General features: G+C 63.7%; 15 protein-coding genes and 1 pseudogene. 3 read left to right on the top strand and 13 right to left on the bottom strand.

Features of this window, described 5'->3' with window-relative positions:
• Positions 1-139: 139 nt before the first annotated feature.
• From ABE459_RS10690 to ABE459_RS10680, 3 genes are read right to left on the bottom strand one after another with little or no spacing between them, the layout of a single operon-like run.
• Positions 140-3,196, bottom strand: a complete 3,057-nt coding sequence (locus tag ABE459_RS10690; RefSeq protein ID WP_125462202.1) for an efflux RND transporter permease subunit — start codon at positions 3,194-3,196, stop codon at positions 140-142.
• Positions 3,193-4,260 carry an efflux RND transporter periplasmic adaptor subunit gene (locus ABE459_RS10685; protein WP_258705508.1) on the bottom strand — a complete coding sequence of 356 codons (1,068 nt, stop codon included), beginning with the start codon at positions 4,258-4,260 and terminating at the stop codon, positions 3,193-3,195. The genes ABE459_RS10690 and ABE459_RS10685 overlap by 4 nt, the downstream gene beginning before the upstream one ends.
• Complete coding sequence (locus ABE459_RS10680; RefSeq protein WP_323830021.1) at positions 4,257-5,345, bottom strand: efflux RND transporter periplasmic adaptor subunit; 1,089 nt, start codon at positions 5,343-5,345, stop codon at positions 4,257-4,259. The genes ABE459_RS10685 and ABE459_RS10680 overlap by 4 nt, the downstream gene beginning before the upstream one ends.
• Positions 5,346-5,688: 343 nt before the next feature.
• Here ABE459_RS10680 and ABE459_RS10675 point away from each other — a divergent pair.
• Positions 5,689-6,145: pseudogene (locus ABE459_RS10675) on the top strand (transposase).
• A 101-nt stretch (positions 6,146-6,246) separates the two neighbouring features.
• On the opposite strand, the gene ABE459_RS10670 reads toward ABE459_RS10675, so the two are convergent.
• The 7 genes from ABE459_RS10670 to ABE459_RS10640 form a co-directional block, all read right to left on the bottom strand.
• Positions 6,247-7,140 carry an ABC transporter permease subunit gene (locus ABE459_RS10670; protein WP_125462197.1) on the bottom strand — a complete coding sequence of 298 codons (894 nt, stop codon included), beginning with the start codon at positions 7,138-7,140 and terminating at the stop codon, positions 6,247-6,249.
• Positions 7,137-8,057, bottom strand: a complete 921-nt coding sequence (locus tag ABE459_RS10665; RefSeq protein ID WP_189654508.1) for an ABC transporter permease subunit — start codon at positions 8,055-8,057, stop codon at positions 7,137-7,139. Before ABE459_RS10665 ends, ABE459_RS10670 begins: the two co-directional genes overlap by 4 nt.
• Positions 8,054-9,196, bottom strand: a complete 1,143-nt coding sequence (gene potA / locus ABE459_RS10660; protein WP_110992168.1) for a polyamine ABC transporter ATP-binding protein — start codon at positions 9,194-9,196, stop codon at positions 8,054-8,056. The genes ABE459_RS10665 and potA overlap by 4 nt, the downstream gene beginning before the upstream one ends.
• A 75-nt stretch (positions 9,197-9,271) precedes the next feature.
• Positions 9,272-10,366: a polyamine ABC transporter substrate-binding protein gene (locus ABE459_RS10655; protein ID WP_125462195.1), complete on the bottom strand. Its 1,095-nt coding sequence runs from the start codon at positions 10,364-10,366 to the stop codon at positions 9,272-9,274.
• A 160-nt stretch (positions 10,367-10,526) separates the two neighbouring features.
• Positions 10,527-11,624, bottom strand: coding sequence for a polyamine ABC transporter substrate-binding protein (locus ABE459_RS10650; RefSeq protein ID WP_125462194.1), 1,098 nt, complete (start codon positions 11,622-11,624; stop codon positions 10,527-10,529).
• A 169-nt stretch (positions 11,625-11,793) separates the two neighbouring features.
• The gene (locus ABE459_RS10645; RefSeq protein ID WP_323830018.1) at positions 11,794-13,155 is read right to left on the bottom strand and encodes an aspartate aminotransferase family protein; all 1,362 of its coding nucleotides are present in this window, start codon (positions 13,153-13,155) and stop codon (positions 11,794-11,796) included.
• 48 nt (positions 13,156-13,203) lie between these two features.
• Positions 13,204-14,562: a glutamine synthetase family protein gene (locus tag ABE459_RS10640; RefSeq protein WP_125462192.1), complete on the bottom strand. Its 1,359-nt coding sequence runs from the start codon at positions 14,560-14,562 to the stop codon at positions 13,204-13,206.
• A 667-nt stretch (positions 14,563-15,229) separates the two neighbouring features.
• On the opposite strand from ABE459_RS10640, the gene ABE459_RS10635 reads away from it, so the two are divergent.
• Complete coding sequence (locus ABE459_RS10635) at positions 15,230-16,606, top strand: glutamine synthetase family protein (protein ID WP_125462191.1); 1,377 nt, start codon at positions 15,230-15,232, stop codon at positions 16,604-16,606.
• A 106-nt stretch (positions 16,607-16,712) separates the two neighbouring features.
• On the opposite strand, the gene argA is transcribed toward ABE459_RS10635, so the two are convergent.
• Entirely contained in the window at positions 16,713-18,011 is a 1,299-nt protein-coding gene (gene argA, locus ABE459_RS10630) for an amino-acid N-acetyltransferase (protein ID WP_125462190.1), read from the bottom strand.
• Positions 18,012-18,136: 125 nt separating this feature from the next.
• On the bottom strand, positions 18,137-19,279 hold the full coding sequence (gene argE / locus ABE459_RS10625; RefSeq protein ID WP_125857089.1) for an acetylornithine deacetylase: 1,143 nt from the start codon (positions 19,277-19,279) through the stop codon (positions 18,137-18,139).
• Between the two features lie 197 nt (positions 19,280-19,476).
• Between argE and ABE459_RS10620 the strand changes: the two genes are divergently transcribed.
• Positions 19,477-20,868, top strand: a complete 1,392-nt coding sequence (locus ABE459_RS10620) for a CYTH domain-containing protein (protein ID WP_125462188.1) — start codon at positions 19,477-19,479, stop codon at positions 20,866-20,868.
• Here ABE459_RS10620 and ABE459_RS10615 read toward each other — a convergent pair.
• Positions 20,857-21,327 carry an Lrp/AsnC family transcriptional regulator gene (locus tag ABE459_RS10615; protein WP_110992159.1) on the bottom strand — a complete coding sequence of 157 codons (471 nt, stop codon included), beginning with the start codon at positions 21,325-21,327 and terminating at the stop codon, positions 20,857-20,859. The genes ABE459_RS10620 and ABE459_RS10615 overlap by 12 nt on opposite strands.
• Positions 21,328-21,357 lie beyond the last annotated feature (30 nt).

The following is a 21,357-nucleotide window of genomic DNA, read 5'->3' as shown; positions in this document are numbered from 1 at the left end:
TTATTCTTAAAAATACTGTTTAAGAATGTTTATATAACTGAAATTCAAACCACTGACGCGGGACCTGTAGGAGCGGCCTTGGGCCGCGATAGGGCTGCTGCGCAGCCCGTTCGCGACACAAGGCCGCTCCTACAAGGGTTCAGTGTTGGGTTTTGTGCTCCGGCTCGCGGATCTTGTACCAGGCCACGTACAGCGCCGGCAGGAACAGCAGCGTCAGCAGCGTTGCACTGATGATGCCGCCGATCATGGCGTAGGCCATCGGCCCCCAGAACACTTCGCGGGCAATCGGGATCATGCCCAGGCTGGCGGCCGCCGCCGTCAGCAGGATCGGCCGCCGGCGATGGTTGGTGGCCTCCAGCACCGCCTCCCAGGGCGACAGGCCCTGTTCCTCGAATTCGTCGATCTGGGTCACCAGGATCACCGAGTTGCGGATGATGATGCCGGCCAGGGCAAGAATCCCGAGGATCGCCACGAAGCCCATGGGCGTGCCCGTGGGCACCAGCGCCACAACCACGCCGATCAGCCCCAGGGGCGCCACGCTGACCACCAGGAACAGCTTCTGCACGCTGTGCAACTGGATCATCAGGAAGGTCGCCATGAGGAACAGCATCAGCGGCACGACCTTGCGGATCGGGCCCTGGGCCTTGGCGCTCTCCTCGACCGTACCCCCGGTGGCCACCTCGTAGCCGACCGGCAGCTTGCTGGCAAACGCGTCGATGCCCGGTTTGAGCTGGGCCACCAGGTCGGTGGGCTGGATGTCGCCGACCACCGAGGCCTTGATGGTGATGGTCGGCTTGCGGTCACGCCGCCACACCAGTGGCTGCTCCAGCTCATAGCGCACGGTGGCGAAGGCCAGCAGCGGGATGGACGCGCCGCTGGGCGTGACGATCTGCAGGTTCTGCAAGGTATCGGGCGAACCACGCTCGCTGTCTTCGGCGCGGGCGACTACGTTGACCAGGTAGATGTTGTCGTTGACCTGGGTGACCTGCACGCCGCTGACGATGCTGTTCATCACGTTGGCCACATCCTCGGACGACAGACCCAGCTGGCGGGCCTTGTCCTGGGCGATCTCGATGCGCAGCACTTTCCCGGGCTCGTTCCAGTCGTAGATCATCTCGCCGATGTGCTCGTTGCTGTCGAGGAAGGTTGCCAGCTCGATGGCATGCCGGCGCACCTGGTCGATGTCCTTGCCGCTGACCCGGTACTGAATCGGCCGCCCCACCGGCGGGCCCATCTCCAGCGACTGCACGTTGGTGCCCACGCCGACGAATTCCTCATGCAGCAGCTTCTGCAGGCGCTCCATCATGCCCTGGCGCTCTTCGAAGCCCTTGCTGACGATCACCAGCTGGGCGTAGTAGGGGTTCTGCAACTGCTGGTCGAGGGGCAGGTAGAAACGAATCGCGCCCTGGCCGATGTAGGTGCTCCAGCGCACCAGGTCCGGGTCGTCCTTGATCCTGGCCTCCAGGCGGTCGACCACCTTGCGCGTTTCCTCGATCGAGGCATTCTGCGGCAGGTTGAGGTCGACGAGGATTTCCGGGCGGTCCGAGGACGGGAAGAACTGGTTCTGCACGAAGCGCATGCAGAAAAGCGCCAAGGCGAACAGGACGATGGTGCCGATGATGGTCAGCCAGCGATTGCGCATGCACCACAGCAGCCCGCCCTCGAACGCCCGGTCGAGGCGCCCGGGCTTGGCCTCGTGGGCCTTTACCTTGCTATTGAGGATGTGCACGCCGAGTACCGGGGCGAAGAATACCGCCACCACCCAGGACACGATCAGGGCCACGGCGATCACTGCGAACAGGGTATAGGTGTATTCGCCCGCGGAGCTGGCGTTGAGGCCGATGGGCACGAAGCCGGCCACCGTCACCAGGGTGCCGGTAAGCATCGGGAAGGCCGTCGAGGTGTAGGCGAACGTGGCCGCTTGCTCCTTGGTCTCGCCCATCTCCAGCCGCGTGACCATCACCTCGACGGTGATCATCGCATCGTCCACCAGCAGGCCCAGGGCGATGATCAGCGCGCCGAGCGAGATTCGCTGCATGGTGATGTCGCTGTACTCCATGAACACGAAGACCATGGCCAGCACCAGCGGAATCGAGCAGGCCACCACCAGCCCCGCGCGTATGCCGAGGCTGACGAAGCTCACGGCGAGCACGATCACCACGGCCTCGAACAGCGCGCTGGTGAAGCCGCCGACCGCCTGCTTGACCACCACGGCCTGGTCGGACACATTGTGCACGCCCACGCCGACCGGCAGGTCGCGCACCACCTTGTCCATCTTCTCTTTCAGCGCCGCGCCGAACACCTCGATGTTGCTGCCGGCCTTCATGCCGATCGCCAGGCCAATGGCGGTCTGGCCGTTGTAGCGGAACATCGGCGAAGGCGGGTCGACGTAGCCGCGCTCGATGTCGGCGATGTCGGCCAGACGGAAGAACCGGTCGTTGATGCGCAAGTTCACCGTTTCCAGGTCTTTCTCCGAGGCGAACTGCCCGGTGGTGCGCACCGAGATGCGCTCCGGCCCCGCCTCGATCACCCCGGCCGGGGTCACCGCGTTCTGTTGTTGCAGGGCCTGCATGGCCTGGCGCTGGTCGATGCCCAGGGCCGCCAGCTTGCGGGTCGAGAAGTTCAGGTAGAGCACCTCGTCCTGGGTGCCGACCAGCTCGATCTTGCCGATGTTGGGCACCTCGCGAACTTCGGCGCGGGCCACCTCCACATAGTCGCGCAACTGGCGCAGGGTCAGGCCGTCGGCGGTGAAGGCGTAGATCGAGCCGAACACGTCGCCGAACTCGTCGTTGAAGGCCGGGCCCTGGATGCCCTGGGGGAACTGCCCGCGAATATCCTGGATCTTCTTGCGCACCTGGTACCAGATCTCGGGAATGTCCTTGGCCTTGGTGGTGTCGCGCAGGTAGACATAGACCGTGGACTCGCCAGGGCGGGTGTAGCTCTTCACGTAGTCGAGCGAATCGAGTTCTTCGAGCTTCTTCTCGATACGGTCGGTGATCTGGTAGAGCGTTTCGTCCTGGGTCGCACCCGGCCAGCGGCTCTGGATCACCATGGTCTTGATGGTGAAGGACGGGTCTTCCTCACGGCCCAGGTTGAAGTACGAAAAGATGCCCATCAGCACGCCGACGAACATCAGGTACCAGACGAAGGACTGGTGCTTGAGGGCCCACTCCGAGAGGTTGAAGCTTCCTTTCATTGCGGGTCCTCGTCGAAGGTCACTTTCTGGCCAGGCTTGAGGCTGTTCACACCGGCCGTCACCACCCGCTCCCCGGGCTGCACGCCGGACGCCAGGACGATGCGGTCGGCGGTGCGTTCGAGCAGCGCGACGTCACGGGTGGCCACGGTTTTCTGTTGCGGGTCGACGACCCACACCTGGGTCTTGCCATCGCGTTCGAGCAGCGCGGTCAGTGGCAGCTCGCTGCGCGGGCTCACCGCCGAACTCAGGGTGACGCTGATCGCGGTGCCCAGGTGGAACGCATCCGGGGTGCTGGCCAGGGTCAGCCGGGCACGCCGGGTGCGGGTGGTGGCGTCGGCCTGGGGCTCGAGCTCGCGCAAGGTGGCGGTGGTGTTGATGCTCGGGTCGAGCTGCGAGGCCACGGTGAAGGTCAGGCTCTTGGTCAACTGCTCGGCCAGGGGGATCGGCAGGTCGATCACCGCTTCCTTGACGTCCGGGCGTGCCAGGGTGACCACGGCCTGGCCTGCGCTGACGGTCTGCCCGGCTTCGGCCTGCCAGGCGGTGACCACGGCGGCATGGTCGGTGCGCAGGGTGCTGTAGTCCAACTGGTCGCGGGCCTGGCTGACCGCCGAGCGGGCCTGCTCCAGCGCCGCGCTGGTGGTCTTCAGGTCGGTCTGGGCGATATCCAGTTGGGCCTGGGCGCCCACGCCACGGTCGTACAGCTGCTGCTGGCGGCGCGCGTTGGCCTGGGCGTTGATCCACTGCGCCTGGACCTTGGCCAGGTCGCCTTCGGCGGCGCGCAGCTGGTTCTGTTGATCGGTAGGGTCGAGGGTGGCCAGGGTATCGCCGGGCTGCACCCGGGCACCGACATCCAGCCAGCGCCGGGCGATACGCCCAGACACGCGAAAACCGAGGGTGCTTTCGAAGCGCGCCTGGATGGTGCCGGCGAAACGCCCCAGTTGCGATTGCACTTGCGGCTCGACCAGCGTCGACAGCACGGGGCGGATCATCTCCGGCGCCATCTCTTCGCCGCCGCAGGCACCGAGCAACAGGCTGGCGCAGAGGATCGACAACTGGCGTTTCATGGTGCGGCCCCTCCGTCCTTGGCGGTGACTTTCACCACCTGCATGCCGGGGTGCAGCAACTGCCCGCCGCCCACCACGACGGTCTCGCCGCCCTTGATACCGTCGGCGATCACCACCTTGCCGGTGAGGTAGCGCGACACCTGAACCTTGCGCAGCTCGACCTTGTCGCCCTCGCCCACCACCCACACTGCGGGCTCATGCAGCGCCTTGGTCAGCGCGGCCCAGGGCAACTCGATGCTTGGTCGGCCCTGGGCGTTGCCGGTGGCGGTCACCGGCGAACCGAGTTGCATGCCGGCCGGCACGTTGCGCAGGGCCACCTTGACCTGCACCGTGCCGCTTTCGGCGGACACTGTCGGGGTGATCTCGCGAACCCGGCCTTCGGCCTTCACCGCCGGGTTGTCCAGCAGGCTGACCACCACGCCTTCGTCACTGGGCGGCTTGACCAGCAGGGATTCGTACACGTTGAACACCGCGTCGCGGTCGCCGTCCACCGCCAGGCTGAAGATCGGCATGGTGGCCTGCACCACCTGCCCCACTTCGGCCTGGCGCGCGGTGATCACGCCATCGGCCTCGGACACCAGGGCGGTATAGCTCAGCTGCTCGTTGGCATTGGCCAACTGCGCCTGGGCCGCCTTGAGCGCGCTCTGGCTGCTGCGCAGGGCGGCTTCGGCGGAATCGTATTCGCTCTGGCTGGTGTAGCCCTTGGGCAGCAGCTTCTGCTGGCGGATGAACGCGGCGCTGCTCTGGGTCACCCGCGCCTGTTCGGCGAACACCTCGGCCTTGGCCGAGTCGACGGTGTTCTGCAGGTCTTTCGGGTCCAGGCGCGCGAGCACCTGGTTGGCCTTGACGTGGTCGCCCACATCGACGCTGCGGGAAATGATCTTGCCGCCCACGCGAAACGACAGGTCGGTCTGCACCCGCGCCTGCACGTCGCCGGTGAGGGTGACCCGGGCGGCGAAATCGGTAGGTTGGACTTGTTGCACCGCAACCTTGGGCAATACCGGGGCGGCTTCTTCCTTGTCACAGCCCGCAAGCATCAACAACAGCCCCAGGCCACCGACCATGATCGGATGCGATACCGACATGCAGGCTCCTCGCTTGTACGAATGGTTTGTACGACGCGTGGGAGAAGCGTAGATCAGGGATCGACAAACGGCATGGGACGGTGGGCAATTCCCCTGTGCTAGCAACTGTCTTGCATCAAATCTGAAATCTGGCGCGGTAACTGTGGGAGCGGGTTTACCCGCGAACACCGGCTTAGCCGGTGCCAAGCACCGCGTTGCCCGCTTCGCGGCTAAAGCCGCTCCCACAGGGCCGAGCTGGATCAATGGTCTACGACCGCTGCCACATTCTGAAAACATCAGCCACGCGTGGTTTCAAGACGCGCCACTAGTGTTCATGGCGAGCCCCTATTCAAGGACGACCTGCATGAGCCTGGCCCAGTCGTATCTGCTCCGCCGAGGACGGTTCTCTGAACCGGGCCGGATCTATTTACTGACCACCCTCACCCACCAACGAAAACCATTGTTCATGGATTTTCACAATGCCCGGCTCGTCATCAACGAACTGCGCAAATCAGACCAGGAACAAGCTTGCCAATCGCTGGCGTGGGTAGTCATGCCAGACCATCTGCATTGGCTTATCGAACTGCATTCGGTGACGCTTGCCACGCTGATGCGCAGATTCAAATCGCGCTCGAGCCTGGCCTTGCATAAGTCGGGGGGTTGAGCAGGACCCGGTATGGCAGCCCGGCTATCAGGACAGGGCACTACGTCGAGACCAGGATGTGAGATGGGTTGCCAGGTACATCGTTGCCAATCCATTGCGGGCTGGGCTGGTGGGAAGTATCAGGGAGTACCCGCATTGGGATGCGGTCTGGCTTTGAACCTGTGCCGGGTGATTCGCGGGTGAACCCGCTCCCACAGGGCTGGCGCCATGTCCGAGGACACCGCCGTCCCTGTGGGAGCGGGTTTACCCGCGAAGGACTCAGGCCGAAGTGGCGACCTGAGCGGGGCGACGCACCTGCGGCTGCGAAACGTTGGCCGCGGCGCCTTCTTCGATGGCCTGCTGGATCGCCTTGCGGCGACGTTCTTCGGCCTGGCGGCTGAAGTACCAGACCAGGAAGGTCACCAGCGACACCGACAGCAGGATCAGGCTGGCCACGGCGTTGATCTCGGGCTTAACACCGAGGCGCACGGCCGAGAACACTTCCATCGGCAGCGTGGTCGAGCCGGGGCCGGACACGAAGCTGGCCAGCACCAGGTCGTCCAGCGACAGGGCGAACGACATCATGCCGCCCGCCGCCAACGATGGCGCGATCATCGGGATGGTGATCAGGAAGAACACCTTCCACGGCTTGGCACCCAGGTCCATGGCCGCTTCTTCGATCGACAGGTCCAGCTCACGCAGGCGCGCCGACACCACCACCGCCACGTAGGCGGCGCAGAACGTGGTGTGGGCGATCCAGATGGTGACGATGCCACGCTCCTGGGGCCAGCCGATCATCTGCGCCATGGCCACGAACAGCAGCAACAGCGACAGACCGGTGATCACCTCGGGCATTACCAGCGGCGCGGTGACCAGGCCACCGAACAGCGTGCGGCCCTTGAAGCGGGTGACCCGGGTCAGCACGAAGGCCGCCAGGGTGCCCAGTGCCACGGCGGCGACCGCCGTGTAGCAGGCGATCTCCAGCGAGCGCATCACCGAACCCATCAGCTGGCTGTTGTCGAGCAGGCCGACGTACCACTTCACCGACCAGCCGCCCCACACCGTCACCAGTTTGGAGGCGTTGAACGAGTAGATCACCAGGATCAGCATCGGCAGGTAGATGAACAGCAAGCCGATGATCAGCATCAGGTTGGAGAAACTGAAGCGTTTCATGCCCGACCCTCCATCTCTTTGGCCTGGCTGCGGTTGAACAGCAGGATGGGCACGATCAGGATCGCCAGCATCACCACTGCCAGCGCGGACGCTACCGGCCAGTCACGGTTGTTGAAGAACTCCTGCCACAGCACCTTGCCGATCATCAGGGTTTCCGGGCCGCCGAGCAGTTCAGGAATCACGAACTCGCCCACCACCGGGATGAACACCAGCATGCAACCGGCGATGATGCCGTTCTTGGACAGCGGCACGGTGATCTTCCAGAAGCTGTTGAAGGTGCTCGAACCCAGGTCCGATGCTGCCTCGAGCAGGCTTTCGTCGTGCTTCACCAGGTTGGCGTACAGCGGCAGGATCATGAACGGCAGGTACGAATAGACCACGCCGATATACACCGCCAGGTTGGTGTTGAGGATCTGCAGCGGCTGGTCGATCAGCCCCAGCCACAGCAGGAAGCTGTTGAGCAGCCCGTTGTTGCTGAGGATGCCCATCCAGGCGTAGACGCGGATCAGGATCGCGGTCCAGGTCGGCATCATGATCAGCAGCAGCAGGACGGTCTGCGACTCCTTCTTGGCTTTGGAGATGGCATAGGCCATCGGGTAGCCGATCAGCAGGCACAACAGGGTGCTGAACAGGGCGACCTTCAACGAACCGAGGTAGGCCGAGATGTACAGCTCGTCTTCGGTGAGCAGGCCATAGTTGGCCAGGTTCAGCACCAGCTGCACCTTGCCTTCGAGATAGGTGTAGATCTCGGTGTAGGGCGGGATCGCCACGTCGGCTTCGGCGAAGCTGATCTTCAACACGATGAAGAACGGCAGCATGAAGAACAGGAACAGCCAGATGAACGGCACGCCGATCACCAGGTGCCGCCCCTCCGGGGTCAGGCGCTGGAAGGCTCGCTTGAGCTTGCGCAGTTTCATGACCGCAGTACCACGCCGCTGTCGTCTTCCCACCACACGTACACTTCGTCACCCCAGGTAGGGCGGGTGCCCTGACGCTCGGCGTTGGCGACGAACGACTGGACGACCTTGCCACTGGGCAGCTCGACGTAGAACACCGAGTGGCCACCGAGGTAGGCGATGTCGTGAACCTTGCCACGCGACCAGTTGTGCTCGCAGGTTGGCTGCGTGGTGGTGACCAGCAGTTTCTCCGGGCGCAGGGCGTAGGTGATGTGCTTGTCTTCCACCGAGGTGGTGATGCCGTGGCCGACGTAGATCTTGCGCTCCAGCTCCGGGCTGGCAATGACGGCGTGGCCTTCGGCGTCTTCGACCACTTCACCTTCGAACAGGTTGACGTTGCCGATGAACTCGCAGACCAGGCGGCTGGTCGGGGTTTCATAGATGTCGATCGGGCTGCCGATCTGGGCAATCCAGCCCAGGTGCATGATGGCGATGCGCTGGGCCATGGTCATGGCCTCTTCCTGGTCGTGGGTCACCATCACGCAGGTCACGCCCACGCGCTCGATGATCTCCACCAGCTCCAGTTGCATCTGCGAGCGCAGCTTCTTGTCCAGCGCGCCCATCGGTTCGTCGAGCAGCAGCAGCTTGGGGCGCTTGGCCAGCGAACGGGCCAGGGCCACACGCTGGCGCTGGCCACCGGACAGCTGGTGCGGCTTGCGCTTGGCGTACTGAGTCATGTGCACCAGCTTGAGCATCTCGGCCACGCGGGCGTCGATCTCGGCCTTGGGCATCTTGTCCTGCTGCAGACCGAAGGCGATGTTCTGCGCCACGGTCATGTGCGGGAACAGCGCGTAGGACTGGAACATCATGTTGATCGGCCGCTCGTAGGGCGGCATGTCGGTGATGTCGACACCGTCGAGGAAGATCCGCCCCTCGGTCGGGCGCTCGAAGCCGGCGAGCATGCGCAGCAGGGTCGATTTACCGGAACCGGAGCCACCCAGCAGGGCGAAGATCTCGCCTTTGCGGATTTCCAGGGACACATCGTCCACGGCTATGGTTTCGTCGAACTTCTTCGTGACCCGGTCGATCTTGACCAGCACCTGCTTGGGTTGCTGGCCACCCTCGAGGGCTTTCTTATAGGCACCGGAGGCAACTGCCATGAGTGAAACTCCCAACAAGATTTATATGCCCACACGGCCTGTTGCTACAGGGGCCGTGGCGGGCCTGGATTGTTGTTACTTGCCCGACTTGACCTTGGTCCAGCTGCGGGTCATCAGGCGCTGCACCTTGGGTGGCAACTCTGCGTTGACGAACATCTTGTCCAGCACTTCCTGCGGTGGGTAAACCGCGGCGTCAGTCCTCACGGCCTGGTCCATCAGGTCGCCAGCCTTGGGGTTCGGGTTGGCGTAACCGACGTAATCACTGACCTGGGCGATAACCTCAGGCTTCAGCAAATAGTTGATGAAGGCGTGGGCCTCTTTGAGGTTCTTGGCGTCCTTGGGGATCGCCAGCACATCGAACCAGAGGTTGCCGCCTTCTTTCGGGATTGCGTAGGCCAGGTTCACGCCCTTCTTCGCTTCAGCAGCGCGGGCCTTGGCCTGGAACACGTCACCGGAGAAGCCTGCCGCGACGCAGATGTCGCCGTTGGCCAGGTCGGTGATGTATTTCGAAGAGTGGAAGTAGGTCACGTAAGGGCGCACGGCCAACAGCTTGGCCTCGGCCTTCTTGTAGTCTTCAGGGTCGGTGCTGTTGGGGCTCAGGCCCATGTAGTTGAGCACCGCCGGGAGCATCTCGTCGGCCGAGTCGAGGAAGGCCACGCCGCATTTGCTGAGCTTCTTCATGTTCTCGGGCTCGAACAGCACGGCCCAGGAGTCGATCTTGTCGGTGCCCAGCACCGCCTTGACCTTCTCGACGTTGTAGCCGATGCCGTTGGTACCCCATAGGTAGGGCACCGCGTACTGATTGCCCGGGTCGTTCTTCTCGAGGCGCTTCATCAGCACCGGGTCGAGGTTGGCATAGTTGGGCAGCAGACCCTTGTCGAGCTTCTGGAACGCGCCCGCCTTGATCTGCTTGCCGAGGAAATGGTTGGACGGCACGACTACGTCATAGCCGGTCTTGCCGGCCAGCAGTTTGCCTTCCAGGGTTTCGTTGGAATCGAACACGTCCTGCACCGGCTTGATACCGGTTTCTTTCTCGAAATCCGCGAGGGTGGTCGGCCCGATGTAGTCGGACCAGTTGTAGATATGCACCGTGGGCGCCGCTTGGACGCTGCAAGCCAGCGTCAGGCCCGCTCCAGCCATCAAGGCCTTGCGCAATACAGATATAGACAAGTGGGGGCTCCTTACAATCAGTGCCTTTGCGGGCGGAAAACCTGGCCGCTCACGCAAAACCGGCGCGCAACTTACCTTCACGGCTTCGATGCCGCAAACTTATTTGCCTAAAGCTGCCTCTGGGCCGCAAAGGCCCGGCCCAGAGGGTCCCGCATCGGGCTTACTTGCCCGACTTGATCTTGGTCCAGCTACGGGTGATGTCGCGCTGGGCAGACTTCTCCGGCGCCTTGATGGCGTACAGCTGTGCCTTCACTTCATCGGACGGGTAGATGGCCGGGTCGCTGGTGATGTCCTTGTCCACGAACTGGGTGGCCGCCTTGTTGCCGTTCGGGAAGCGCACGGCATTGGTAATGCCGGCCATCACTTCCGGTTGCAGCAGGTAGTCCATGAACTTGTAGGCCGCTTCGACGTTCTCGGCGTCCTTCGGAATGGCGACCATGTCGTAGAAGGTGCCGGCACCTTCCTTGGGAATGGTGTAGCTCAGCTTGACCTTGTCGCCGGCCTCGTGGGCACGGGCCTTGGACTGCTCCAGGTCACCCGAGTAACCCACGGCCACGCAGATGTTGCCGTTGGCCAGGTCGGAGATGTACTTGGAGGAGTGGAAGTAGGTGATCGAAGGACGGATCTTGAGGAACAGGTCTTCGGCGGCCTTCAGGTCTTCCTTCTTGGTGCTGTCGCTTGGCTTGCCCAGGTAGTGCAGCGCGGCCGGGATCATCTCGGTCGGTGCATCGAGGAAGCTCACGCCGCAGCTCTTGAGCTTGGCGATGTTCTCAGGCTTGAACACGGCGTCCCACGAGTCGATCTTGTCCACGCCCAGCGCGGCCTTGACCTTCTCCGGGTTGTAGCCGATGCCGATGGAGCCCCACATGTACGGGAAGGCGAACTTGTTGCCCGGGTCGCTGGCGTCGCCGACGGCCTTGAGCAGGGCCGGGTCGAGGTTTTTCCAGTTGGGCAGCTTGGAACGGTCCAGCTCCTGGTAGACGCCAGCCTTGATCTGCTTGGCCAGGAAGTTGTTGGACGGCACGACGATGTCGTAGCCCGACTTGCCCGCCAGCAGCTTGGCTTCGAGGGTTTCGTTGCTGTCGAAGACGTCGTAGACGACCTTGATGCCCGTCTGCTTCTCGAAGTTGGCCACGGTGTCCGGGGCGATGTAGTCCGACCAGTTGTAGACGTGCAGCACTTTGTCATCAGCCTGAACAGCGGTCGCCACGGCACCCATCAGGGCGGCGGCCAGCAGCGTCTTGCCCAATTTCTTCATGCGTAATGCTCCAGAATTTATTATCAAGCCATCTGTTCAGCAGCCAGGGCCCACGGTGCACGCGCTGGGCGACTGAAACAGCCGTTAGTCTGGCAAGTTACAAGGCGCTGTTTCAACACAACCAGAGCCTTGTAATGACTTAATGTCACCTCGCCAGCCTAGCAGACCGTCATTTGATCGCTTCGTACGTCAAATCCAGGCACTTGCGCGCCTTCTCCACCAGTTCGTCCACCTCGGCATGGGTAATCACCAGCGGCGGGGCGATGATCATGGTGTCGCCCACGGCGCGCATGATCAGGCCGTTTTCGAAGCAGAAGTTGCGGCAGACCATGCCCACGCCCTTGCCCTCGTAACGGCTGCGGGTGGCCTTGTCCTTGACCAGCTCGATCGCGCCGAGCAGGCCCAGGCCGCGCACTTCGCCCACCAGTGGGTGGTCCTGCAGCTCACGCAGTCGTTTTTGCAAGTAGGGTGCCACTTCCGTGCGCGCCTTCTCGACGATGTGCTCGTCGCGCAGGATGCGCAGGTTTTCCAGGCCCACCGCGGCCGCCACCGGGTGGCCGGAATAGGTGAAGCCGTGGTTGAAGTCGCCACCTTCGCTGATCACCTTGGCCACCTTGTCACGCACGATCACACCGCCCATGGGGATGTAACCGGAGGTCAGGCCCTTGGCGATGGTCATCAGGTCGGGCGCAAGGTCGTAGTAGTCGGAGCCGAACCACTCGCCGGTGCGGCCGAAACCACAGATCACTTCGTCGGCGACGAACAGGATGTCGTACTTCGCCAGGATCTCCTTGACCTTCGGCCAGTAGGTCTCTGGCGGGATGATCACGCCGCCGGCGCCCTGGATCGGCTCGGCGATGAAGGCGGCGACGTTGTCTTCGCCCACCTCCAGAATCTTTTTCTCAAGCTGCTCGGCAGCCCACACGCCGAAGTCGTCGGGGCTCATGTCGCCGCCCTCGCCGAACCAGTACGGCTGAGGAATGTGCACGATGCCTGGGATCGGCAGGCCGCCCTGCTCGTGCATTCCGCTCATGCCGCCCAGGCACACGCCGGCGAAGGTGGAGCCGTGGTAGCCGTTGATGCGGCTGATGATGGTCTGCTTGTGCGGCTTGCCCTTGAGCGCCCAGTAGTGGCGGACCATGCGCAGCACGGTGTCGTTGCCTTCGGAGCCGGAGCCGGTGAAGAACACATGGGTCATGCCCTCGGGCGCCACGTCGGTGATCGCCTTGGCCAGCTCCAGCGCGGGCGGGTGGGCGGTCTGGAAGAACAGGTTGTAGTACGGCAGCTCGCGCATCTGCTTTTCTGCCGCCTGCACCAGTTCTTCACGGCCATAGCCCACCGCCACGCACCACAGGCCGGCCATGCCGTCGAGGATCTTGTGGCCCTCGCTGTCCCACAAATGCACGCCCTGCGCCTTGGTGATGATGCGCGGCCCCTTCTCCTTCAGCTGCTTGTAGTCGCTGAAAGGTGCAAGGTGGTGCTCGCCGCTCAGGGTCTGCCATTCACGGGTTTGCGGGTTGTTGACGCTCATGTGCTTCTCCATGGTCCGGTGGCCGCGCCCTGGCGGCCTCAGGGTTGATCACACAGCAAACAGCAGGAACTCTCGCTCCCAGGAGCTGATGACGCGCTTGAAGTTTTCATGCTCGGCGCGCTTGGTGGCGACGTAGCCGGCAATGAATTTCTTGCCCAGGTACTGCTCCAGTGCCCGGCTGATTTCCATGCGTTCGAGGGCATCCTCGATGGTCAGCGGCAGGCGCAGGTTACGGCGCTCGTAGCCGCGGCCCTGCACCGGCGCGCTGGCCTGGATGCCTTCGACCATGCCGATGTAGCCGCACAGCAGGCTGGCGGCGATGGCCAGGTACGGGTTGGCGTCGGCGCCCGGCAGGCGGTTCTCGACCCGGCGGTTCTGCGGGCCGGCATCCGGTACGCGCAGGCCGACGGTGCGGTTCTCTTCACCCCACTCGACGTTCACCGGCGCCGAGGTGTCCGGCAGGAAGCGGCGGAACGAGTTGACGTTGGGGGCGAACAGCGGCAGCGCCTCGGGGATGAACTTCTGCAGACCGCCGATGTGGTTGAGGAACAGCTCGCTCATGCTGCCATCGGCATTGGAGAAGATGTTCTTGCCGGTGGCGGCATCGACCACGCTCTGGTGCAGGTGCATGGCACTGCCCGGCTCGCCGGTCATCGGCTTGGCCATGAAGGTGGCGGCCACGTTGTGCTTGAGCGCCGCCTCGCGCATGGTGCGCTTGAACACCAGGATCTGGTCGGCCAGGTGCAGGGCGTCGCCGTGACGGAAGTTGATTTCCATCTGCGCGGTGCCATCTTCGTGGATCAGGGTGTCGAGGTCGAGCTGCTGCAGTTCGCACCAGTCATAGACGTCCTCGAACAGCGGGTCGAATTCGTTGGCGGCCTCGATCGAGAACGACTGGCGGCCGGTTTCCGGGCGGCCGGAGCGGCCTACCGGCGGCTGCAGCGGGAAGTCCGGGTCTTCGCTGCGCTTGGTCAGGTAGAACTCCATCTCTGGCGCGACGATTGGCTGCCAGCCCTTGTCGGCGTAGAGCTTGAGGACTTTCTTGAGCACGTTGCGCGGCGACAGCTCGACCGGGTTGCCCTTCTTGTCGTAGGTGTCGTGGATCACCTGGGCGGTCGGCTCGATGGCCCAGGGCACGAGAAACACCGCGTTCTCGTCGGGGCGGCAGATCATGTCGATGTCGGCCGGGTCGAGCAGTTCGTAATAGATGTCGTCGTCGACGTAATCGCCGGTCACGGTCTGCAGCAGCACGCTCTCGGGCAGGCGCATGCCTTTTTCGGCGATGAACTTGTTGGTTGGCGAGATCTTGCCGCGGGTGATGCCGGTCAGGTCGCTGATCAGGCATTCCACTTCGGTGATCTTGTGCTCTTTCAACCAATCGGTGAGCTGGTCGAGGTTGTTACTCATAAATACCTCAGGAGGTAATGTGGCCCGGTTGCAGGGAACCGGCTGCCATTGACGCCTGGCGTCGGTCAAAGTCGGCGCACACAGCGCCGAGGGGCCTGGACAGGCCCGCGCCTTGATTCTGGATGGAGTGCCTGGCTAAAGCAAAAACCTGCGCGCAGGACGCCAGTGGATACACTCCATAAGAGTGGCTCCGTGGTGAAAGCAAAGGGCAGATAGAAAGGAAGACTTGCAGTAACGCATTACGAGGCATGGTTTTTTTGTGCGAACCGTCAATTATTGCGGCCACTGCGGCCACCCACTGTTGCAGGCGTGCAATGATCGGACGGTAACCGGGAGATGTACCTGAGCGCACCGTGCATGCGGTGCTGGCAGGTCTCGACAGGCGGACCATGTGACCCTCGTATTATTGTGTTTTGGGTTGTGACCGAGCTTAGCCTTGTTCATTTTTTTACACAACCACTCCGTAAAAAATAAAACACGGCCCGCTCTGGATAACCCTTCAGCACGAAAATAGCGGATAATGGCACGCCCCGATATGCAGCAAATCTGCCGTAGACGTGCCATTTCAGGGCATCATGGGGCTGGCTTGACTTAACCCGGTCTTTCCGATTGACTGGGGTTGCAAGCCCCCCTTGATTGATATTTTTAACAACAAAGGTGTTGCATCATGTCGGTACCCCCGCGTGCCGTTCAGCTTAACGAAGCGAACGCGTTCCTTAAGGAACATCCTGAGGTTCTCTACGTTGACCTTCTGATTGCAGATATGAATGGTGTGGTTCGTGGCAAGCGCATCGAGCGCACGAGCCTGCACAAGGTTTACGAGAAAGGCATCAACCTGCCGGCCTCCCTCTTCGCCCTCGACATCAACGGTTCGACCGTCGAAAGCACGGGCCTCGGTCTGGACATCGGCGATGCCGACCGCATCTGCTACCCGATCCCCGACACCCTGTGCAACGAGCCCTGGCAGAAGCGCCCTACCGCGCAATTGCTGATGACCATGCACGAACTCGAAGGCGAGCCGTTCTTCGCCGACCCGCGTGAAGTGTTGCGCCAGGTGGTGAGCAAGTTCACCGACATGGGCCTGACCATCTGCGCCGCTTTCGAGCTGGAGTTCTACCTGATCGACCAGGAGAACGTGAACGGCCGCCCGCAGCCGCCACGCTCGCCGATTTCGGGCAAGCGCCCGCAGTCGACCCAGGTGTACCTGATCGACGACCTCGACGAATACGCCGACTGCCTGCAGGACATCCTCGAAGGCGCGAAAGAGCAGGGCATCCCGGCCGACGCGATCGTCAAGGAAAGCGCCCCGGCACAGTTCGAAGTCAACCTGCATCACGTTGCCGACCCGCTCAAGGCCTGTGACTACGCGGTGCTGCTCAAGCGGCTGATCAAGAACATCGCCTACGACCATGAAATGGACACCACCTTCATGGCCAAGCCCTACCCGGGCCAGGCAGGCAACGGCCTGCATGTACACATCTCCGTGCTGGACAAAGATGGCAACAACATCTTCACCAGCGAGGATCCCGAGCAGAACGCCGCGCTACGTCACGCTGTCGGCGGTGTGCTCGAGACCCTGCCCGCCTCGATGGCGTTCCTCTGCCCCAACGTCAACTCGTACCGCCGCTTCGGCGCGCAGTTCTACGTGCCCAACGCGCCGAGCTGGGGCCTGGACAACCGCACCGTGGCCCTGCGTGTACCTACAGGTTCGCCGGACTCGGTGCGCATCGAACACCGCGTCGCCGGTGCCGATGCCAACCCGTACCTGATGATGGCGGCCGTACTGGCCGGCGTGCACCACGGTCTGACCAACCAGGTCGAACCGGGTGAGCCGATCGAAGGCAACTCGTACGAGCAGCTGGAGCAGAGCCTGCCGAACAACCTGCGCGATGCCCTGCGCGAGCTGGACGACAGCGAGATCCTCAACAAGTACATCGATCCGAAGTACATCGACATCTTCGTCGCGTGCAAGGAGAGCGAGCTGGAGGAGTTCGAGCATTCGATCTCCGACCTCGAGTACAACTGGTACCTGCATACCGTGTAAACGAAAACGCCGCCCTCAGGGGCGGCGTTTTGTTTCAAGATCGCATCGCGGGGCAAGCCCGCTCCCACGCTGTTCGACGTGGGAGCGGGCTTGCCCCGCGATGTCGTCAGAGCGGCTTCTCGAAAATTTTCGAATTACGCTGGAAGTTATACAGCGACGCCCGCGCCGCCGGCAGCTGCTCCACGCCACAGGGCGCAAAGCCACGTTCGCGGAACCAGTGCGCGGTCCGGGTCGTCAGCACGAACAAGGTCTTCAACCCCAACTGCCGAGCCCGCGCCTCGATGCGCTCGAGCAACTCGTCGCCACGCCCGCCATGCCGGTACTCCGGGTTCACCGCCAGGCACGCCAGCTCCCCCGCCTCGGAATCGGCAATCGGGTACAGCGCCGCACAGGCGATGATCATGCCCTCGCGTTCGACCACGCTGAACTGCTCGATCTCCCGCTCCAGCACCTCGCGCGAACGGCGCACCAGGATGCCCTGCTCTTCCAGCGGGCTGATCAAATCCAGCAGGCCACCGACATCGTCGATGGTCGCCTCGCGCACCACTTCGAACTGCTCCTGGGACACCAGCGTGCCGCCGCCACCGCGGGTGAACAGCTCGGTCAGCAGCGCGCCATCTTCGGCGTAGCTGACGATATGGCTGCGCGCCACCCCGCCCTTGCAGGCCTCGGCGGCCGCGTCCAGCAATTCCGCCTGGTAATCGCTGCCCAAGCGCTGCAGGTGCGGCGCAATGTGTTGCGGGCGCAGTTCGCGTACCAGTTGCCCCTTCTCATCCAGCAGGCCGGGTTCGGCGCCGAACAGCAGCAGCTTGTCGGCACCCAGCTCGATCGCGGCGCGGGTGGCCACGTCTTCGCAGGCCAGGTTGAAGATCTCGCCGGTCGGCGAGTAGCCCAGGGGCGACAGCAGCACGATGGAGCGCTCATCGAGCAGGCGGTTGATGCCCTTGCGGTCGACCCGGCGCACTTCGCCGGTGTGGTGGTAATCGACCCCCTCCAGCACGCCGATCGGCCGCGCGGTGACCAGGTTGCCGGAAGCCACGCGCAGGCGCGAGCCCTGCATCGGCGAAGCCGCCATGTCCATCGACAGGCGTGCCTCGATGGCCAGGCGCAGGGCGCCGACCGCATCGATCACGCAGTCGAGGGTGGCCGCGTCGGTGATCCGCAAGCCATGGTGATAGTGCGGGGTCAGGCCGCGGGCGGCCAGGCGGCTTTCGATCTGCGGGCGCGAGCCGTGCACCAGCACCAGCCGCACGCCGAGGCTGTGCAACAGCACCAGGTCGTGGACGATATTGCCGAAGTTCGGGTGTTCCACACCATCGCCCGGGAGCATGACCACGAAGGTGCAGTCGCGGTGGGCGTTGATGTAGGGAGAAGCATGGCGCAGCCAGTTGACGTAATCGGGCATGACGAGGCCTGTGGATAAGTGAACGGAGAACGAAAAGGCGCACAACGTTCGAAAGTCATCGTCGGAACAGGCTTGCGGTCACGCGCGGTCTCCTCTAGGCAGGAACGAATCAGCTCAATGGACGTTTAGCTCAGGCAATAGTGCCGGATCAGGTCACGCAATAGACGCACGGTAGGCTCGATACGTGACATTTCCAGGTACTCGCCAGGCTGGTGGGCACAGGCGATGTCGCCTGGGCCGAGCACGATGGTCTGGCAACCGAGCTGCTGAAGATAAGGCGCTTCGGTGCCAAAGGCCACCGCTTCGGCGCGATGGCCGGTCAGACGTTCGGCCAGTTGCACCAGTTCGCAGTCGGCGGCCTGCTCGAAGGGCGGCACCTCGGGGAACAGCGGCGCGTAGTCGATGCGCACCTCGTGGCGCTCGGCCAACGGCGCCAGTTTGCCGCGAATGGCCGCGCGCAACTGCTCGACATCCATGCCCGGCAGCGGGCGCAGGTCGAACTCCAGCGCGCACTGGCCGCAAATCCGGTTGGGGTTGTCGCCGCCATGGATGCAGCCGAAATTCAGGGTTGGCGTGGGCACCGTGAACTGGGGGTTGCGGTACTTTTCCTGCCAGCCGCGGCGCAGGCTCATCAACTCGCCCATCACCGCATGCATGGCCTCCAGGGCGCTGTGGCCGAGGGACGGGTCCGACGAATGGCCGCTGCGCCCAAGGATGTCGATGCGGTCCATGAGGATACCCTTGTGCATGCGGATCGGCTTGAGCCCGGTGGGCTCGCCGATCACCGCCGCGCGGCCCAGCGGCTGGCCGGCTTCGGCCAGGGCGCGGGCGCCGGACATCGAGCTCTCCTCGTCGCAGGTGGCGAGGATCAGCAGCGGTTGCTTGAAGTCGTGCTCCAGCAGCGGAATCACCGCGTCGATGACCAGGGCGAAGAAGCCCTTCATGTCGCAGCTGCCCAGCCCGACCCAGCGGCCATCGACCTCGGTCAGCTTCAGCGGGTCGCTTTTCCACAGCTGCGGGTCGTAGGGCACGGTGTCGCTGTGCCCCGCCAGCACCAGCCCGCCCGGGCCGGTGCCGCGGCTGGCCAGCAGGTTGAACTTGCCGGGGGTGACCTGCTGGATCTCGCATTTGAAGCCCAGGTCGCCCAGCCAACCGGCCAGCAGGTCGATGACCGGGCGGTTGGACTGGTCCAGCGCAGGCTGGGTGCAACTGACCGACGGGGCGGCGATCAGGGCGGCGAACTGGTCTTTCAGCGACGGCAACGGCATGCGCGGACTCCTCGACGGCATCGAAGCTCATCATAACAATGCCATCCCTGCGCAGAGCAAGCGATTGCCGGGTGCCACGCAATCCCTGTGGGAGCGGGTTTACCCGCGATGGGCCGCAAAGCGGCCCCAAAACCGGCAGGCCACAGCCGACTCCTGTAGACTGCCCGGCAACGATGCCCCCTCCCTGCGAGCCCGCGATGCACACTGAAACCGAACTCAAACTCCGCGCCAGCCCCGAGACCCTTGCCGCCCTACGCGAGCACCCGCTGCTGAAAAAGCGCAACAAGTCCGGCTGGCAGACCCGCGAACTGCTCAATCAGTATTTCGACACCCCCGAGCGTGAGCTGTCCGCCGCCCGGGTCGCCCTGCGCCTGCGCCGTGACGGCGAGGTGATCATCCAGACCCTCAAGTGCCGCGGCCAGAGCGTGGCCGGCCTGTCCGAGCGCAACGAGCACGAGTGGCAGCTGGACAAGGTCAAGCTCGACCTGAAGAAGCTCGACGCCAGCTGCTGGCCCGAGCAACTGGCCGAGCTCGACAAGAAAACCATCAAGCCGTTGTTCACCACCGACTTCACCCGCGAGTACGCGGAAATTTCCTGGGGCCGTGGCAAGGCCAAGGTGGTGATCGAGGCTGCGCTGGACCAAGGCTTCGTGATCGCCGGCAAACGCAAGGAAGCCATCTGCGAGCTGGAGCTCGAGCTGCGCGAAGGCGCGCCCGAAGCGCTGCTGGAGCTGGCCGCCGAACTGGCCGCCACGCTGCCACTGATGCCCTGTGACATCAGCAAGGCCGAACGCGGCTACCGCCTGCTCGACGAAGGCAGCTACGAGCTGGACCTGCCGACCGCCGAGCTGGATGCCGAAATGCCAGTGGACGACGCCTTCGCCGCCCTCGCCTGGCAATTGCTCGGCAGCAGCCAGCGCCTGGCCGAGCAGTACCGCCACACCGGCCACTGGCGCCTGCTGCAGGACTGGGTGCGCTGCCTGGCCGAACTGCGCGCACTCACTGGCAGCCTTGGTCAGGCCGCGCCGCGCGCTGCCACCCGCGAGCTGCGCGCCAGCCTCGACGCCCTGCTGGAAGACTGGCGCCCGCTGGTGCTGGCCGGCAACGAGGACGAAGACATCCGCCGCGCCGCGCCCGAGCAGTTCACCGAAGAGCTGGAAGACCCGCGCTGGGGCCAGTTCTCCCTGCAGACCGCGCGCTGGCTGAGCGCCCGTGCCTGGACCGTCGAACGCAAAGGCCGTGGCGAACGCCAGGGCAAGGCGCAACTGGCCAGCTGGCTGCAGCACTTGCTCGGCGAAGAAGCCCGCGCCCTCAAGCTGCCGCTGTACGTGCAGCGCCCGGAAGACCTGGCCGAGCAGCTGCCGCGCATCGAGTCGGTACAGGCCTGGATGCACCATGCCCGCCAGGTGCTCGACCTGCCCCAGCAGGACCGCCTGTACGGTGAACTGAACAAGCTGCATGAGCTGGCCGAGCAAGCGCTGGTCGATGAGCACAAGGACGAGCTGCTGGAAGCACGCATCGAGCAAGCCCGTGCCATCGAACAGAACCGCGCCTGGAAGTACCTGCTCAAATCGCCCTCAGCGCGTTAAGGGCAGGCTGGTCGTGGACTTGATCTCGGACAAGGCCACGATCGAATTGACCTCCTGGATCCCCGGCACATTCGACAGCTTTTCGAAGAAGAACCGTTCGTAGGCTTCGATGTCCGGGGTGACAATACGCAGCAGGAAATCCACCGAGCCCATCAGCACGTAGCACTCCAGCACCTCGGGGAAGCCGCGGATCGCCTCGGTGAACTCGGCGAAGTTCGAGCGGCCGTGGGCATTGAGCTTCACCTCGGCGAAGATCTGCGTATTCAGCCCCACCTTCTTGCGATCCAGCAGGGTCACCTGGCCGCGGATCACCCCCTCCTCTTTCAGGCGCTGGATACGGCGCCAGCAGGGCGATTGCGACAGTCCGACGCGCTCGGCAACCTGCGCACTGGACAATGAAGCGTCCGCCTGCAGTACCTCGAGAATGCGCCGGTCATAGGCGTCCAGTTCGCTTTGCATGATTGATTCTCCAACGCGCCATAAAACGAA

This window comes from Pseudomonas sp. TWI923 (assembly GCF_039673365.1).
Classification (GTDB): domain Bacteria; phylum Pseudomonadota; class Gammaproteobacteria; order Pseudomonadales; family Pseudomonadaceae; genus Aquipseudomonas; species Aquipseudomonas sichuanensis.
The sequence above is the reverse complement of the archived record's forward strand: the minus strand, read 5'-3'. Positions and strand labels throughout refer to the sequence as shown.